Source organism: Pseudomonas sp. WS 5410 (assembly GCF_012985645.1).
Taxonomy (GTDB): Bacteria; Pseudomonadota; Gammaproteobacteria; order Pseudomonadales; family Pseudomonadaceae; genus Aquipseudomonas; species Aquipseudomonas shahriarae.
Genome location: NZ_JAAQWS010000027.1, coordinates 27,210 through 42,987, shown reverse-complemented (window position 1 = coordinate 42,987; position 15,778 = coordinate 27,210). Strand labels below are relative to the sequence as shown.

The following is a 15,778-nucleotide window of genomic DNA, read 5'->3' as shown; positions in this document are numbered from 1 at the left end:
TCTCCATGCCTGGGCGTGCTACCACACCAATATCTGCAACGACGGTTTCACCACGGGGCGAATGCCGTTGTAATCGTTAAGGGGCTGCCTGGCGCCCGTCAGTGGGTCCAGCAGTTCGGCGTGCTGCACTTTGGGCAAGGTGATGCGGGTGCCTTCCGCGCTCCAGTACATCAACAGGTGTTTGCCGTCTTCGCGGGTCCAGGCCACGCTGTAAAAAGTCTTGGGTATGTCCTCGAGCACGGGGGTGACCCCCGGCTTGAGCGTCGGCCCGGTGATCTCCAGGAAGCGGGCGAGGGCGCTGTAGACCGGCTTCGGTTCACCGTTGAGGTCCAGCAGGCCATAGTGCTGGTCACGTACGGAGGCGCGTTCATCCAGGTCGGACAGGGCAAACAGGAAAATCTTCTGGTAATCCTGGGACGCCATCAGCGCCAGGCGGCGCAAGGTGAAATCGGCCTGGCCGTCGACGCCGATCAGGTCCTGCATCTCCTTGGGCCCGGCATAGCTGGACCAGCCCCACTCGGTGGCCCACACATCCTTGACTCCGGCACCGTGCAGCACGGCGTTGAGTTGGTCGCCGCGCAGCAGTACTTCATTCTTGCCCGGCTCGTCGGTTTCCGGGGTCATCGAGTACGGGTGATACGCCGCGACCATGCCCAGGGTTTGCACGCCCAGCGCGCCGAGGGCTTCAAACATCAGGGTTTTGCCGCGCGGGGGCATCTGGCTGTAGTAGGCCATGCCGCCCATCACCTGGATCTTGTCTGGTGCGGCGATATTCAGTGCCTGGTGACTGGCCAGCAGCAAGCGCGCGTATTCCTCGGCATTCACTTGCGGGCGCCAGTTGTTCGGCAGGTTCTGCTCGTTCCACACCTGCCAGGCGTTGATATTCGGGTAGCGCTTGGCCAACAGGGCCAGACGCAGGGCATACACACTGGCGTCTCGCGGGCGGTATTGGTCCTGGAATTCTGCGCCTTTGGGGGCGGTGGTAATAAACGGCGCCGAACCCACCAGGTAGAACACCGAGCGGATTTTCTCGGCAGTCAGGGTGCGATCCAATTCATCGAAGGTGCTCAGTTGATAATCTTCTTCCTTGGGCTCCAGGCGGTCCCAGTGCAGGTCGACGCGCACCCAGTCCAGCCCCAGTTTCTGGTATTGGCGGATCTGCTTCTGGTACTGCTCGGGCTTGAACCACAGAAAATGCGCGTTCACCCCGAGAAACTCGCGCCACTCCACAGTGCGCTGGGGCGCCAGGTTCACGGGCTCCGCGTCGACGTTTTCACTGAGCAGCAGTGCGCCGCCCACGGCCATTGCAATGACCAGTGGCAGGTAGCGCCACATCCGGCGAGTTGACGAAACATTCATCACAAAGGCTCCTTGACTGCGGCCTGGAACAACTCGGCAAAGCGTTGCGCGGTGCTGGCCCACTGGCGCTTCCGGCCGATGTCGGCGGCGTGGTCGGCCCATTGGCGGGCCTGTTGCGGGTCGAGGATCAGGCGGTTCAGGGCATCGCTCAACGAGGCGATATCCCCCTGTTGATAGGTGATGCCATTGCCACCGGCGACTTCTTCGGCGAAGGCGCGGGCATTGGAGGTAATCACCCCGCGCCCGCAGGCGTTGGCCCAGGACAGCGCGCCACTGGTGCCGCGCATCTGGCCGAGGAAACCGAGTTTTTTCGATTCACGGTACGGCAGCACCATCACATGGTGGGCCTGGATGGTATGGGGAATGTCGGCTGAGGGCAGGTCCAGTTGCCAGTCCACCACATCGCCCAGGTGCAGGGTGGTGATCAGTTGGCGCAGGCCCTCAAGGTAATTGCCGGCGGGGTCGAAGGTCATCTCCGGCGCGGTGCCACCGGCCAGGGTCAGGCGCACCTGGCCACGGCATTGCGGGTGGGCGCTCAGGGAGCGGGCCAGGGCCTGCAGCAGATCTTCGATGCCCTTGCCGCGGTAGATAAAGCCGAAATACAGCAGGCGCAACGGTTGCAACGGCGGCAAGGCCACAGGGGCAATGGGCAGGTTGCCGTGGGCAATCACCGCCACTTGCTCAGTTTTTAGCCCCATGCGCTGGCGCAAGCAATCGCCACCCAGGCGGGTGAGGGTGATCAGGCGGCGCATGCTTTTGGCCAGGCGCCGTTCTTCGTAAAGGGTCAATGGATCGGCGAGCAACGCCGCCGCCTGGGGCAGCGGGTGGGGCAGGCGTTCGAGCAGGGTCAGCGGGAAAAACAGCTTGGCCCGGCGCCAGATCAGGCGCTCCGGATCATGCACAGTGGCGGTCAGCGGCAATTGCGGCTGGGCCCGGCGCAAGTAGTCCAGGGCCTGGAACTCGGCAAAGCGTCCGCCGCCCAGCTCGGCATGCACCAGGTCCACACCGCGCCAGTCAAAGGCCTGCAGGCGCCGCAATTGTTCAGCCAGGTCCAGGCAACCTTCCAGAGGCGTCAGCACCTCCAGGCCCCGTTCGCGCAACGCGCTGCGCAAGTGCGCAGCGTAGTCGGCGATCCCGGTCTGCTCCGGTGGCAGTGGCGCCAGCAACGCAATGCGCATCAGGCCGCACCGCGCCAGCTGTTGAGCCGTGCCAGGACATTGGCCGGCACTTCAAAACGGCGGCGGTTGAGGATCATCCCATCCACTTTGCCGAACGCAGTGGTCAGCAGCGACAGGGCGTTCTCGATGGTCGGTACGGTGCTGGTGCGGGCTTCGATCACCAGCACAATCTGCTCGGCGCGGCGCAGGGTGAGGAACGCCTGCGGGTTGGACGACAAGGCCGAGGCGTCCAACAGCAATACTTCACCCGGCTTCGCCGCTTCAGTGCCGTTGACCGAGACCCGGTGGCCACGCTCTTCGAGCAGGCGCTTGAGTTGCTCGATGATAAAGCTCACGCCTTCGCCGTGCCGTGCCGAGGTCAGGCCCAGGGCAAAGCCCTCGCTGGCGATGCGCTCGGCGGGTAGCAGGCTGTACAAGCGATAGATGCTGGCGGTGAGGGCGGCCGGTGTCGCGTGCTGCACATCGGGGATGCTGCTCCACAGCGGTACACCGAACACTTCCTGCAAGCGCGCGCCGTCGTGGATGCGCTGGTCCAGCAGGTACAGCACGTAGATGGTCAGCAAACCGACGGCCAGGCCGGCAGGAATGGTGAACAGCAGAATCAGCAGGCTCTTGGGAAACACGCGCGCCGGGTTGAGGGTGGCGTGTTCGATCAGGGCGATGTTGCTGATCTGGCTGCTGTCCAGTGCGTGGTCGATGCGCGCCTGTTCGAGGTTTTCCGAGTACAACGCGTAGCTTTTCTCTGCGGTGCGCAGTTGCTGGGTCAGCTTGTTCAGTTCAGGTTCATCGGTCATCGCCTGGTCACGCTGGGCGCGCAGTTCGGCGAGGGTCTTGTCGTAGTTCTCGATTTCCCCGGCCAGTTTGCGCTCCTGCAACTGGGCGTCGATGATCTGCTGCTTGACGTTGATCACCAGGCTGTTGGGCGCGGTGTTTTGCGAGCGTTCCAGGCGTGTCGCTTCCTGGGCGCTGAGGGCTTCCATGTCGCGGATGTTCTGCTCGATCTGATTGACCTGCGGTGTGTTCGGCAGATAGGTGCGCAGCAGGCGCGCCCGTTCTACTTGCAGGGCATTGAGCTGGCGCTTGAGGTCCAGCTGGGTCGGGTTGAGGCTGGTTTCCCGGCCAGTGACCACTTCGGCCGGCTGGTTCTTGATCTGCTGGCTGGCGTTGGCCAGGAAGCTGCGGATCCCCGCGATCTGGTTTTGCGCGGTGACTTTGGCGTCGGTGACACGGTCGATCTGGTTGGTCAGGTTTTTCAGGCGCGCGTCCACGCTGATCGAGTCGATCTGCTTCAAGCGGCCCTGCAGTTCATCCTTGAGCCCCTGGATGTTGGTCGCGACCTTGCTGCGTTCGGTTTCATAGAAGGTATGCAGGCTCTTGCGCCCGAGAATCCGCGCGCGTTCTTCCAGGTAGGCATCGACCCAGGTCTCGACGACTTTCTGCGCGATGGCCGGATCGTCCCAGGTGAAGGAAATTTCGATCACCGAGGAGCCCGGTTCGTGGCCGGCTTCGAAGTTCTTCTCCAGCTTGGTCGCCAGGCGTTCCAGCGGGCTTTGCTTCTCGGCCAGGCCGACGAATTGCAGGACGCTGCGCACCGCATCCAGTACTTCACCGGCGGCTTTCTTGACGTAGAACTTGGTGACTTTCCAGAAGCCCTGTGGCGGCTCGGACGTCATTGCCAGGTAGCGCTCGGCAACGATGTGCACGATGGGCCGGCCGGTGAGCATCTTCTCCTCATCGACGATCGGGTCGTGCTGGGTGCTAGGCGCAATCAGCGTCTGGCGGTTGGCGGCTTCGATCGGCAACGTGGTGTTGTCCCGTCCCGGCTTGACCAGCAAGCGCGCGTCGGACTCGTAGCGAGCCGGCAACAGGAAGGCACCCAACACGGCCACCACAATCGTGGTGATCACGGCCAGTTTGAACTCGCGGCGGAAGATGAAAAACAACCGCAAGAGGTCGCGTAGAGAGCGGATTTCGATCACAGGATCACTCCATTGAATATGTGGTGTACGCCAGACGGGAACAGTCGGTTCGAGTGATACGAAGCCTGGTCCATAATCATTGGCCTGCGTTGATGACTGGGTTGTTGTAGATGGTGTTGCCGCTGTTCTTCACGCCACTGTCGTTGAGGTCGTAGTTCAGGCCCACACCAATGCCCTTGTTGATCGGGAACAGGCGGGTGAAGTACATATCCACGGCTTCCACAGTGGCGCCGATACCCGACTGCGGCACATAGATCAGGTCGCCACGCTGCAGGGCCACCCGTGGGTGATTGGGATCGGTCAGCATGTTGTTCAAGCTGATGAAGTAGGTCTTGTACTTGCCATCCGGACCCGTACGCATCAGGGCCACGTTGGAGGCATCCGCCGAGGACAACACTCCCCCGGAACTGAGCAACGCCTGCTCCACACTGACATTCCCCGCCAGGTCGAAAAACGCCGGGTTCGGCACCGCACCACCGATAAACACCTTGTTGCTCGGGGCGCTGGCGATGTTCACCGTCACTGCCGGCTCGCGGTAGATGCGCTTGTACTTGTCGGTGATTTCCTTGCCCAGGTCTTCCGGCGTGCGCAATGCCGCCTTGACCCGACCGATGTTGGGGATGGAGATCACGCCGTCGGGGCGTACGACGAACACTGTCATGTCGTCGGCCGCCGCCGGCTCCTGGGCATCGCGCACGATGCGCAACAGGTCGCCACTCTGGATCAGCACCTGCGGGGGCGGCAGGTCGGCCAAGGTCAGCGCCGCCTGGTGGCCGGCCTTGAGCGTGTTGTTGTCAGGAAGCGGCACCCGCGCAGGGGTCGAACAACCAGCCAGCCAGATCGAGGCACTCAACAGGCTGAACAGGGTAAGACGGGAACGTCGGTTGGTAGTCTTCATGACGGCTCAAGTCCAGTAGGTGGAAAACATGCCCAGGCGCTGCTTGAGCGATTTGGGCAGGTAGCGTTCAAGGTGGCCGAGGCGATAGCCCAGCAATTTAAAGGCACTGCGCACCACCACTTCGGGGGCGCGGTGCAAGGCGTTGGCCTCGCGCAAGGCACGTAATTCGGCCAGTACATAGCGTTTACCTTCACCGCCGGCGTCGCCAAACGCCTGGCGGATCCACGGCTCGCGGCCGTAGAACACCCCAATGTCGAAGTAGCGGTGAAACTCATCCATGAGTCGGTAATCGTGGGAGTGATAGACCTGGGCGCTGGCGGCGTACTGCACCTTCCAGCCCGCCAGTAGCATGCGTGCGGCGACGTAGGCGTCCTCGCTGCCGATCACATCGGCGGGGAAGCCGCCCACGGCCTCCAGGGCGCTGCGCCGGTACACGGAAAACGAGTCAGAGCTAAAGCAGGTCTTGATCCCCAGCTGCGGCGCATCGGCCAGGCTTTTGCTGCGGCTGTGGGCCGGGTAATTGAAGTGGCGCGACTGCGCACCCAACACCCCCGCACCGGGATGCGGCAGTTGGCGGCCATAGGCGACACCGTTGAGTGGGTCCTGTTGCAGCTCGGCGAGCAGCTTGGCAAAGGTCTCGGGCTCGGCCGGGATCGCGTCCTGGGTCATCACGATCAGGGCGTCGCCGCCCACGTGCTCGCTGGCCCAGCGACGGGTGCCGCCGTGGTTGAAGTCGCGGGCGGCGATCACTTCGACACGCGCACCGAACTCGCGAAAGCGCGCCACCGTGGCATCGCTCGACGCGCTGTCCACGACCAGCATCTCGTCGGGTTGCAGGGTCTGCATGCGCAGCGCCGGCAGCAGCCGGTCGAGGTGGCTGGCGGCGTTGCGGGTCGGGATGATCAGGGAAGTCCGCATCAGGGCTTGGGCTCGCTGGCGGGCGTGCGGCCGTAGATATCGTCGAAGCGCACGATGTCGTCTTCACCCAGGTATTCGCCGCTCTGCACCTCGATCATCACCAGGTCGATGATGCCGGGGTTGGTCAGGCGGTGTTTGTGCCCGGCGGGAATATAGGTGGACTCGTTCATGTTGAGCAGGATCTCGCGCTCGCCATTGGTGATCATTGCCGCGCCGCTGACCACCACCCAGTGTTCGCTGCGGTGGTGGTGCATTTGCAAAGACAACGAACCCTTGGGCTTGACCACGATGCGCTTGATCTTGAAACGGGTGCTTTCCTCCAACACCGTGTAGGTGCCCCAGGGCCGGGTGACGGTGCGGTGCAGGCTGAACGCGGGATGGTTCTGACGCTTGAGCTCGGCGACGATATGGCGCACATCCTGGCTGCGGTTGGCGTCGGCGATCAGGATCGCGTCGGGGGTGTCGACGATGATCAGGTCACGCACCCCGACCGCACCGAGTACGCGCTTGGGCGAGTCGATATAGCAGTTGTGCACGTCGTGCAGGATCGCTTCGCCATTGATCTGGTTGCCGTTGTTGTCACTGGGGGTCAGCTGGCGCAGGGCTTCCCAGGAGCCGATATCGCTCCAGCCGATATCGCAGGGCACTACGGCGACCTGGGCGGATTTCTCCATCAGGGCCACGTCGATGGAGATGTCCGGCGCGGTACCAAAGCCTTGCGGGTTCAGTTCGCGCTGGCGGCTGCTGCTGTTCTGCAGGCTGGTGCTGTGCTCCAGCGCCGCCTTGGCCGCGTCCAGTACGGCCGGGGCGTGGGTCGCCAGCTCGTCGAGCACGGTGGCGGCCTTGAAGCAGAACATTCCGGCATTCCACAGGTGCTTGCCGCCGTCCAGGTAGCCTTGGGCGGTGGCCAGGTCGGGTTTTTCGACGAAACGCTGGACACGGAAGCCTTGGGCCAGGGCTGTGCCTTGTTCGATATAGCCAAAGCCGGTCTCGGGGCGATCGGGCTGGATGCCGAAGGTCACCAGATAGCCGGCGTCGGCCAATTCGCGGGCCTGGGCCACGGCTTGGGCGAAGGCGCTTTCATCGAGGATCAGGTGGTCGGCCGGCATCACCAGCAACTGCGCATCGCCGCCGAAAAACTCCTGCACATGCAGCGCGGCGACCGCGATGGCCGCTGCGGTGTTGCGGCCAAACGGTTCGAGCAGCAAGTCCAGGCCCAGTTGGCCGGTGTTGACCGCGCGGTAATCGTCGAGGGTGCGAAACAGCAGGTCGCGGTTGGTCACCGTCAGCACGCTGTCGACCCCCGGCAGGTGGCTGGCGCGCAGGAAAGTTTTCTGCAACAGGCTCTGGTCGTCGCGCATGCGCATGAACGGCTTGGGCATGTTCTGCCGCGAAACCGGCCACAGCCGCGTGCCCGAGCCACCGGAAATGATGCAGGGAATCAATCCGTTGAGAGGGTTCATCAATAGACTTCCTTGGTGGAAAGGACGGCCGGGACCGTCATGAAAACGATGTACAGGTCAAACCACACCGACCATTTGGCGATGTATTCCAGGTCGTATTCGACCCGTTTCTGAATCTTGAACAGGGTGTCGGTTTCACCCCGGTAGCCATTGATCTGCGCCCACCCGGTGATGCCCGGCTTGACCCGGTGCCGCGAGCTGTACTCGCTGACCGCTTCCTCGAACGGAATCCCGGCGGCCTTGGTGGCGGTGGCATGGGGGCGGGGGCCGACCATCGACATGTTGCCCAGCAGCACATTGAACAGTTGCGGCAGCTCGTCGATGCTGGTCTTGCGGATAATCCGCCCGACGCGGGTGATGCGCGGGTCGCTGCGGGTGGTCTGGCACTCGGCGTTGAAGTCGGTCTGGTCGACGTACATCGAGCGGAACTTGAACACCCGGATCAGGTTGTCGTTGTAGCCGTAGCGCTTCTGGCGAAACAGCACCGGGCCTTTGGAGTCGAGCTTGATGGCAATGGCGGTCACCAACATGATCGGTGACAACAGCAGCAGGCCGGCACCGGCCAGCAGCAGGTCTTCACAGCGCTTGATAAAGGGTGACCAACCGCGCAGCGGCAGTTGCTAGGTGTTGAACATCAAGATGCCGCCGACATCGGTAATGCGGTTGTGGCCATACCGCAGGGCGGCCATGTCCGGCACCAGCATGACGTTGACCGACATCTGCCGCAGGCGCTTGACCAGCCCGTTGATACGCTGCTCGGCGGCCCAGGGCAGGGTGATCATCACTTGGTTGACCTGTTCGGACCTGATCAGCTTTTCCAGGTCGCGGGTGTTGCCCAGCAACGGCAGGCTGCTCAGTTCCTTGGGAATGCGTTCGGTGCGGTCGTCGATAAAACCGATCAGGCCGGAGCGGATATCACTGTTGCGCGACAGGTGTTCGGCCACATGGATGGCGGTGTCGGTAAAGCCGAGGATCACCGTGCGCTGCAGGAACTTGCCGTTCTTCATCAGGTTGCGGTACAGGCGCAGCATCAGGATGCGCTCCACACCAAACAGCACCAGGCTCAGGCTGAACCAGAACATCAGGTTGCGCGGGCTCAACTGCGGGAACAGGAGCAGGATCTGGTACATGAACAGCAGGATGCAAAACGCCGAGATCCACGCGACCAGCATCACGCGAAAACGCAGGCGGTTGCTGAACAGGTCCTCGGAGTACACCCCCAGGGCCTGGAACAGAATAATGGTCAGGATCGCAAAAAACAGCAGCAGGCCCAGGTAGTGGCCACGCATTTGCGGGTCGACTGGATCCGGGTAGAACAACAGGATCATCGCCGGCAGGACCGCTGTCAGGCCGTGGATTAACTTGACGAAAACCACAAAGAATTCAACAAAACCGGTACGAGTCAGAAACAGGCTATCGACTGACGACTTCTCACGCATAAATCATCCCTCAATGCACCACCAGGACTTCCTGTTCGTTCGCTCATCCATAAGGCAGTTGCTTATAAGTGGCGCAATGCGAACGACTGCTTTCGCTGGGTAACGCGCAATGACCTGTCTAGGTGCAGGTGCTTTGCTAAATAGTGGCTAAATGATGGCTCATTATGGGTGCCATGTCAAGGTTTTGACATTTCGCAAGGGTTTCGCCGTCGAGTGTCATAAGATACTCTTGTCGTGACGGTTTGTTGACATTTGTTATTGGTTTTTCAGATTTATTGAGAATGAGTGATGGCTTTTTGCAGTGTAGGAACAAAAACGCCAATTATCCTGCTGGGCGGGCAAAGCTTTTTTGACGGGGATAGGAGCCGGCTGGCCGGCCCCTACAGGGGGATGGGGATCAGAAGTCGCCCTTGAGGCTCACGGTGACGTTACGCGGCTCGCCGTAGAAGTTACCCCAGGACGCGGTCCCCACGGTCTGGTAGTAGTTTTTGTCGAACAGGTTGTTGCCGTTCAACGCCACGGTCCAGGTGTTATCGACCCGATACGCCAGGCGCGCGCTCCACAAGGCGTAGCCGGGTTGTTCCAGCTTGATGGTCTGGACCCGATAGTTGCTGCTTTGGGCGCTGACGCCGCTGCCCACTGTCCATTTCGACAGGGCACCATCCAATTGGTAATCGCCCCACAGCCGGAACATATGGCGTGGCACGTAGCTGGTGGAGGCCCGGCCCTCGGCCTGGCTGTCGATATTGTTCAGGGTTTTGGTCTGGGTGTAGGTATAGCCGCCGAAGACTTGCAAGCGTTCAAGCAGTTCGCCGCTGATCTCGGCCTCGACGCCCTGGGCGCGGACCTTGCCGGTGTCGCTGTAGCAGAAGCCGTCGGCCGAGGTGCCGCAGTGGGCGATGTAGTCGGTCTCGGCAGCGTTTTTCTCGATCGCGCGGAACAGTGCCAGGGAGCTGTTGAGGCGCCCGTCGAACCATTCGCCCTTGATCCCCAGCTCGTAGTTCTCACCGATCTTCGGCTTCAGGGCCGCGCCGCTGACGGTGGCGTAGGAGCTTTGTGGCTGGAAGATATCGGCGTAGCTGGTATAGATCGAGAGGTTGTCGTTGAGGTCATAGATCAGCGCGGCAAAGGGCGTGACTTCACCGGTTTCCTTGGTGCGCGCATCCTGCACGCTCCACTCGCCCCAGGCCAGGTTGTTGGACTGGCGGCGGTTTTCAAACCAACTGACGCGGCTGCCGACCACCAGTAGCAACGGCTCGGCCAGCCGCAGGCGCAGGGTGGCGTAGGTGCCGTATTGGGTGGCGGTCTCCTTGACCGTGCCGCCGCGGTACATGTTCGGCCAGAACGTGTCGTCGGCCGGCTCCGGGAAGTGATGGTTGGGCTGGTAAATGGTCTGGCGCTGGGGCAGGTTGCGGATCGCGTACACATCGTCCTGGCTGCCACGGCTGCCGTTGGCGCCGAGGATCAGCTCATGCTCCAGGCCAAAGGCTTCGAACTTGCCGTCGATGTAGGCGTCCAGGCCATAGTCCTTGTGATCGTAGTCAAACAGGGCGGCGTAGCTGTTGGCCGTGGGGGCCGGATCGCCATAGGCCACGGTGCCTTCGCTGGCGGCGTATTTGATGTCTTGCAGGTTGCGGCTGTGAACGGCGCTGACCTTGAGTTTCCAGTCGTCATTGAAGTGGTGGGTCAGGTCGGCGAACAGCGTGGTGCGCCGGCTTTGCCAGTCGTTCCAGGACTGGCCCAGGCAGGTGGAGCGGCTCAGGCCGATGCTCTTGCCGTCGCTGTAGCGCGGGATGCCGCCCCAGCACGGCGTGGCGTCGACGTCTTCGTAGCTGGCGCCGAAACCGAGGGTGGTGTCGGGGCTGATATCCATGTCCAGGGCGGTGTAGATAGCCTGGTCCTGGCGCTTGGCAATATCCATGTACGAACCGCGATTCTGCTGGCTGACCACTGCCCGGCCGCGCACGGTGCCGCTGTCGTTCAGCGGGCCGCCGGTATCCAATTCGGCGCGGTAGTTGTCCCAGGTGCCGGCCGACAGCGTGAGGCTGGTGGTGGGCTTGTCCTGGGGCCGCTTGCGCACGAAATTCACCGCGCCACTGGCGGTGCCGGCACCCTTGAGCATGCCGGCGGCGCCCTTGAGCACTTCCACCCGGTCATACAGCGCCATGTTTGCGGTGAAGCTGTCGGCCTGGACATAGTCCTTGCCCATATCCAGCGGCACGCCGTCGTACTGGTACTGCCCGAGCATCTTGAAGCCGCGGGAATAGAAATACTTGCCGCCCATGGGCGATTCGTAGGTGGTGATCCCCGGCGTGCGCTCCAGCAATTGGTCGATGGTGTGGATGTTCTGGTCATCCATCAACTTGCGGGTCATCACACTCACCGATTGCGGGGTTTCCCGCAGGCTGTGCTGGCCCTTGCCGATGGTCACCGCGCCGGTGGTGTAGGAACCGCTGCCTTCGGTGGTGGCCCCCAGGCGTTCGCCGGTGACGGTGGTGGCGCCAAGGTTCAGCGCGCCGGATTCACCCACCGACGGGAGCAGCAACCAGCTGTTATCGCTTTGGCGCTGGGCTTGCAGGCCTTGGTCCTGGAGCAGTTGGCCGAGGGCCTGCTCGCTGTCGAGTGCGCCGTTGAGGCCCGCGCTGTGCTTGCCGGCCACGCTGTTGGCGTCAAAAGACAGGCTGATGCCGGCCTGACGGGCGAATTGATCCAGGGCGCTGGACAGTGGGCCAGGGGCAATGTTCCAGGCGCGGGTCTGGCTGTCGCGCGCCGGCTCCTGGGCCAGGGCGCCGCCGGGCAGGGCACTTGCCAGGCAGGCACCCAGCAGGGCGGCATTGACGGCTTGGCGCAGGGGGGATTTTTTTGAGGGGAACGCTTGCATGACCGCGGGTTGCTCCTGAAGGAAGTGGACAGAACGGGCCTGTTGATCGGCCTTTCCTTACAGGTCGAACGGCAATGAGAATTCACCTCATTTATTTTTCAGGAGCGGGCGGTGCGCGGGGTGACCGTGACCCAATAGCGGCTGCGGTAAGTGACACTGACCGGTAATGCCTGGGCCACCAACGCCAGCACCTGATCGGTGTCGCCCACCTGATAAGTGCCGGACACACGCAGGCCGGCGACGGCCTCGCTGCAACGCAACACGCCGTGGCGGTAGCGACCCAGTTCGCTGAGGAAGTCATCCAGGCGCATATTGCGCGCGCTGATCACGCCGTCGCTCCAGGCCCAGGGGTCGAGGCCGGTGGCGGGTGGCGGATAAATTGCGAGGCGGTTGAACAACACCTGTTCGCCGTACGCGACGACTTGCCGGGCAGCGCCCGATGCGTGCCCAGCAAACACCGCGACCTGGCCCTGTTGCACCGCGAGCAGCGTGCCCTGGGGTTCTTCGCGGACCATAAAGCGCGTACCGAGGGCCCGCAGATAACCGTTGTGGGTCTGTACCCAGAAGGGCCGGGGCGAACGACCATCGCTGCCGGTATCAATCAGCATCTCGCCCTGGCGCAGCTGCACCAGGCGCCGTTCGCGGTTGAACGCAGTGTCGATGGCGCTTGCGCTGTTGAGTTGGATACGGCTGCCGTCATCCAGGCTGATCCAGCGCTGCTCTCCGGTGGCCGTGCGGTACTCGGCCAGCAGCCCCGGCAGCGGCGTGTAGTCGCGGCCCAGCCAGGTCAACCCGGCGCCCCCGGCCACCAGGCCCAGCAGCTTCAAGCCCTCGCGGCGGCTGATTCGTCGGCGCGCGCTGTCCAGGGTCTGGCGACCGAGTTGGGCGGGCAGATGGCGAAAATCATCATTCATCGTCGTGACCCGCTGCCAGGCCAGTTGGTGTTCGGCGCTGCTGGCCAGCCAGCGTTCAAACGCGGCGGTGCTGGCGTCATCGGTGGTGTTGAAGCGCAGCTTGATCATCCATTGGATGGCCTGGTCCACCAGGCGCGGGTCAGCAGTCGGCATAGCGCAACCGATAACAGGCGTGCAGGGCCTTGGCCAGGTCGCGCTCCACGGTGGCCTTGGACACGCCCAGGCGTTGGGCGATCTGCGGGCAGGTCAGGCCGTCCAGTTGCGCCAGCAAAAAGGCTTCGCGCACCCGTGGCTTGAGTTGGTCGAGCAGGCGGTCAATGCGCTCCAGGCTGTCGAGGATCAGCAGGCGGGTTTCTGGCGAAGGGGCTTGGTGTTCGGGGAAATGGGCCAGGCTGTCGAGGTAGGCGCGTTCCAGTTCGCGCCGCCGATACTGGTCGATCATCAGGCTGCGGGCAATGCTGCTCAGGTAGGCCCGGGGTTGCAGCAAACTGTGCTGCTTGCGGCTATTGAGCAGGCGGACGAAGGTTTCCTGGGCCAGGTCGGCGGCATGCTCGCGACAACCTGTGCGCCGCTTCAACCAGCCATGCAACCAGGAATGGTGGGCCTGGTAGAGCTGGCCGATTGCCGCATGATCCGCTGGGTATTCGCTCGACATAGTCGTCCTGGCGCAGGCGTCTTAATTGATAACGGTTCGCATTCTAGACGTGGCCTGTGGCATTGGGCAATCACCTATCTTCAGGTGTTGTGCCTGGAGGCTGGTCGCGGGGGGCGCGGTGAGACTAATCTTGGGTTTTCCCTGGCGGATGAGTTGAGCATGATCGATCTCGCAACCCTCGCGGTTTTCTCTGGTTCCGTGCTGCTGTTGCTGCTGTCGCCCGGGCCGAACATGGCCTTTGTCATCAGTCATGGCGTGAGCTATGGCTGGCGGGGTGGAGTGGCGGCCGGCCTGGGGATCGGGGTGGCGGACCTGCTGCTGACTGCCTTGACCGCCACCGGCGTCACCGCCCTGGTGGCCAGTTGGCCGCCGGCCTTTGACCTGATTCGCTATGCCGGCGTGGTCTACCTGCTGTGGCTGGCGTTCAAGACCCTGCAAAAAAAGCCATCCCTGGACACCGCCCAGGTTGTGCGGGTACGCCTGGGCGGGGTGTTTATGCGCGCCATGCTCAATAGCCTGCTCAACCCCAAGGCGCTGCTGTTTTTCATGGTGTTCCTGCCGCAGTTCGTCAAGCCCGAGGCCGGGCCCATGGCCCTGCAATTGGTGCAGTTGGGCCTGGTCCTGACGCTGATTGCAGGGGTGTTTCATGCCGTGCTCGGGGTTTTTGGCGGGGCGATCAGCCGGTTTTTCGCCGGCAGTAAAAGAACCGCCGGCTTGCAGAAATGGGGGTTGGCCACGGTGCTGACAGTATTGGCCGTGCGCCTGGCGCTGATGCCACGCACCTTGTAGACGGCAGGTGCCTCTCCTTGTGGGAGCTGGCTTGCCCGCGATAGCGGCGGTTCAGCCACTATTTTTGGCGGCTGGTATACCGTCATCGCAGGCAAGCCAGCTCCCACCTTTGATTTGTGGTGTGGCCCAAGCTTTTGCCCCGACGCACACCCCTGTGGGAGCGGGCTTGCCCGCGATGGCGGCGGTTCAGGCACTATTTTTGGCGGCTGGTATACCGTCATCGCAGGCAAGCCAGCTCCCACCTTTGATTTGTGGTGTGGCCCAAGCTTTTGCTCCGACGCACATCCCCTGTGGGAGCGGGCTTGCCCGCGATAGCGGCGGTTCAGCCACTATTTTTGGCGGCTGGCACACCGCGATCGCAGGCAAGCCAGCTCCCACCTTTGATTTGTGGTGTGGCCCAAGCTTTTGCTCCGACGCACATCCCCTGTGGGAGCGGGCTTGCCCGCGATAGCAGTGGGTCAGTCAACATCAATGGTTGCTGGGCCGACGTCTTCGCGAGCAAGCCCGCTCCCACAGGGGAAAATAGTTCGGCCTTCAGCCCAGCCGCGCCGCCGCCCGTGCGGCAATTTCGCCCCGGGTCTTGCGTGATTCAGCGGTGCGCTTATTCGCCTCGTCCAGTACCTGCCGTGGTGCAGTGTCCGGGCGGCCGGCATTGAAAGGCGGGGCCGGCGCATATTCAAGCTGCAACTGCACCAACTGCGCCGCCGCCTCGCTGTACAGCTCGGCGGCCAGGGTCAGGGCAAAGTCGATCCCCGCAGTGATGCCTCCCCCGGTAAACAGGTTGCCGTCGCGCACCACGCGCTCCTGCACCGGCGTGGCGCCGAGGGTGGCCAGCATGTCGTGGTAGGCCCAATGCGTGGTGGCCCGCCGCCCGCGCAGCAAACCCGCAGCGCCCAGCACCAGCGAGCCGGTACACACCGACGTCACATAACGTGCGGTCTGGGATTGCGCCCGCAGAAAGTCCAGGGTCGGCTCATCTTCCATCAACGACCCAACCCCCGAGCCGCCCGGCACGCAGATCACATCCAGGGTGGGGCAGTCGTCGTAGGTGGTGGTCGGCGACAGCACCAACCCGCTGCTGGAAGTGATCGGCGCCAGGTCTTTCCAAATCAGATGCAGTCGCACCTCCGGCAACGACGCCAGCACGTCGTAAGGGCCGGTGAGGTCCAGTTGCTGAATACCGGGGAACAACACAAAGCCGATCTGCAAGGTCATGGTCAAACTCCAGGAAGAGGGATGGACGGCTTCACTCTAGTGGCCTAGGCTTTGGCGCATACGCCATTGAGCCCACTAATCACGCCAATC

General features: G+C 62.8%; 11 protein-coding genes and 1 pseudogene. 1 reads left to right on the top strand and 11 read right to left on the bottom strand.

The window, feature by feature from the left end; translation table 11 throughout:
* Positions 1 to 18 precede the first annotated feature (18 nt).
* The 10 genes and pseudogenes from HBO24_RS26910 to HBO24_RS26860 all read right to left on the bottom strand — a co-directional run bounded on the left by HBO24_RS26910 (position 19) and on the right by HBO24_RS26860 (position 13,684).
* Positions 19 to 1,359 carry a beta-xylosidase gene (locus HBO24_RS26910; protein ID WP_170060693.1) on the bottom strand — a complete coding sequence of 447 codons (1,341 nt, stop codon included), beginning with the start codon at positions 1,357 to 1,359 and terminating at the stop codon, positions 19 to 21.
* On the bottom strand, positions 1,359 to 2,537 hold the full coding sequence (locus HBO24_RS26905; RefSeq protein ID WP_170060692.1) for a glycosyltransferase: 1,179 nt from the start codon (positions 2,535 to 2,537) through the stop codon (positions 1,359 to 1,361). The genes HBO24_RS26910 and HBO24_RS26905 overlap by 1 nt, the downstream gene beginning before the upstream one ends.
* A complete protein-coding gene (locus HBO24_RS26900) occupies positions 2,537 to 4,516 on the bottom strand; it encodes an exopolysaccharide transport family protein (protein WP_057439115.1) in 1,980 nt (659 codons plus the stop codon). Before HBO24_RS26900 ends, HBO24_RS26905 begins: the two co-directional genes overlap by 1 nt.
* Positions 4,517 to 4,592: 76 nt before the next feature.
* On the bottom strand, positions 4,593 to 5,414 hold the full coding sequence (locus HBO24_RS26895) for a polysaccharide biosynthesis/export family protein (protein WP_057439114.1): 822 nt from the start codon (positions 5,412 to 5,414) through the stop codon (positions 4,593 to 4,595).
* 6 nt (positions 5,415 to 5,420) lie between these two features.
* Positions 5,421 to 6,332 (bottom strand): glycosyltransferase, encoded by a 912-nt coding sequence (locus HBO24_RS26890; RefSeq protein ID WP_057439113.1) that lies wholly within the window; start codon positions 6,330 to 6,332, stop codon positions 5,421 to 5,423.
* The gene (locus tag HBO24_RS26885; RefSeq protein ID WP_170060691.1) at positions 6,332 to 7,795 is read right to left on the bottom strand and encodes a mannose-1-phosphate guanylyltransferase/mannose-6-phosphate isomerase; all 1,464 of its coding nucleotides are present in this window, start codon (positions 7,793 to 7,795) and stop codon (positions 6,332 to 6,334) included. Before HBO24_RS26885 ends, HBO24_RS26890 begins: the two co-directional genes overlap by 1 nt.
* Positions 7,795 to 9,234: pseudogene (locus HBO24_RS29745) on the bottom strand (undecaprenyl-phosphate glucose phosphotransferase). Before HBO24_RS29745 ends, HBO24_RS26885 begins: the two are co-directional and overlap by 1 nt.
* Positions 9,235 to 9,631: 397 nt before the next feature.
* A complete protein-coding gene (locus HBO24_RS26870; protein WP_170060689.1) occupies positions 9,632 to 12,115 on the bottom strand; it encodes a TonB-dependent receptor in 2,484 nt (827 codons plus the stop codon).
* A gap of 98 nt (positions 12,116 to 12,213) precedes the next feature.
* Positions 12,214 to 13,182 carry a FecR domain-containing protein gene (locus HBO24_RS26865; RefSeq protein ID WP_169961246.1) on the bottom strand — a complete coding sequence of 323 codons (969 nt, stop codon included), beginning with the start codon at positions 13,180 to 13,182 and terminating at the stop codon, positions 12,214 to 12,216.
* The gene (locus HBO24_RS26860) at positions 13,169 to 13,684 is read right to left on the bottom strand and encodes a sigma-70 family RNA polymerase sigma factor (protein WP_057959063.1); all 516 of its coding nucleotides are present in this window, start codon (positions 13,682 to 13,684) and stop codon (positions 13,169 to 13,171) included. The genes HBO24_RS26865 and HBO24_RS26860 overlap by 14 nt, the downstream gene beginning before the upstream one ends.
* 159 nt (positions 13,685 to 13,843) lie before the next feature.
* On the opposite strand from HBO24_RS26860, the gene HBO24_RS26855 reads away from it, so the two are divergent.
* On the top strand, positions 13,844 to 14,473 hold the full coding sequence (locus HBO24_RS26855; protein ID WP_170060688.1) for a LysE family translocator: 630 nt from the start codon (positions 13,844 to 13,846) through the stop codon (positions 14,471 to 14,473).
* 534 nt (positions 14,474 to 15,007) lie between these two features.
* On the opposite strand, the gene inhA is transcribed toward HBO24_RS26855, so the two are convergent.
* Entirely contained in the window at positions 15,008 to 15,688 is a 681-nt protein-coding gene (gene inhA / locus HBO24_RS26850; RefSeq protein WP_169990418.1) for an isonitrile hydratase, read from the bottom strand.
* Positions 15,689 to 15,778: the final 90 nt, after the last annotated feature.

Bases quoted from the DNA above. Each gene is read 5' to 3' on its own strand.
- HBO24_RS26865 (WP_169961246.1), bottom strand. From the start codon at position 13,182: ATGCCGACTGCTGACCCGCGCCTGGTGGACCAGGCCATCCAATGGATG.
- HBO24_RS26885 (WP_170060691.1), bottom strand. From the start codon at position 7,795: ATGAACCCTCTCAACGGATTGATTCCCTGCATCATTTCCGGTGGCTCG.
- HBO24_RS26855 (WP_170060688.1), top strand. From the start codon at position 13,844: ATGATCGATCTCGCAACCCTCGCGGTTTTCTCTGGTTCCGTGCTGCTG.
- HBO24_RS26860 (WP_057959063.1), bottom strand. From the start codon at position 13,684: ATGTCGAGCGAATACCCAGCGGATCATGCGGCAATCGGCCAGCTCTAC.
- HBO24_RS26905 (WP_170060692.1), bottom strand. From the start codon at position 2,537: ATGCGCATTGCGTTGCTGGCGCCACTGCCACCGGAGCAGACCGGGATC.
- HBO24_RS26895 (WP_057439114.1), bottom strand. From the start codon at position 5,414: ATGAAGACTACCAACCGACGTTCCCGTCTTACCCTGTTCAGCCTGTTG.
- HBO24_RS26870 (WP_170060689.1), bottom strand. From the start codon at position 12,115: ATGCAAGCGTTCCCCTCAAAAAAATCCCCCCTGCGCCAAGCCGTCAAT.
- inhA (WP_169990418.1), bottom strand. From the start codon at position 15,688: ATGACCTTGCAGATCGGCTTTGTGTTGTTCCCCGGTATTCAGCAACTG.
- HBO24_RS26910 (WP_170060693.1), bottom strand. From the start codon at position 1,359: ATGAATGTTTCGTCAACTCGCCGGATGTGGCGCTACCTGCCACTGGTC.
- HBO24_RS26890 (WP_057439113.1), bottom strand. From the start codon at position 6,332: ATGCGGACTTCCCTGATCATCCCGACCCGCAACGCCGCCAGCCACCTC.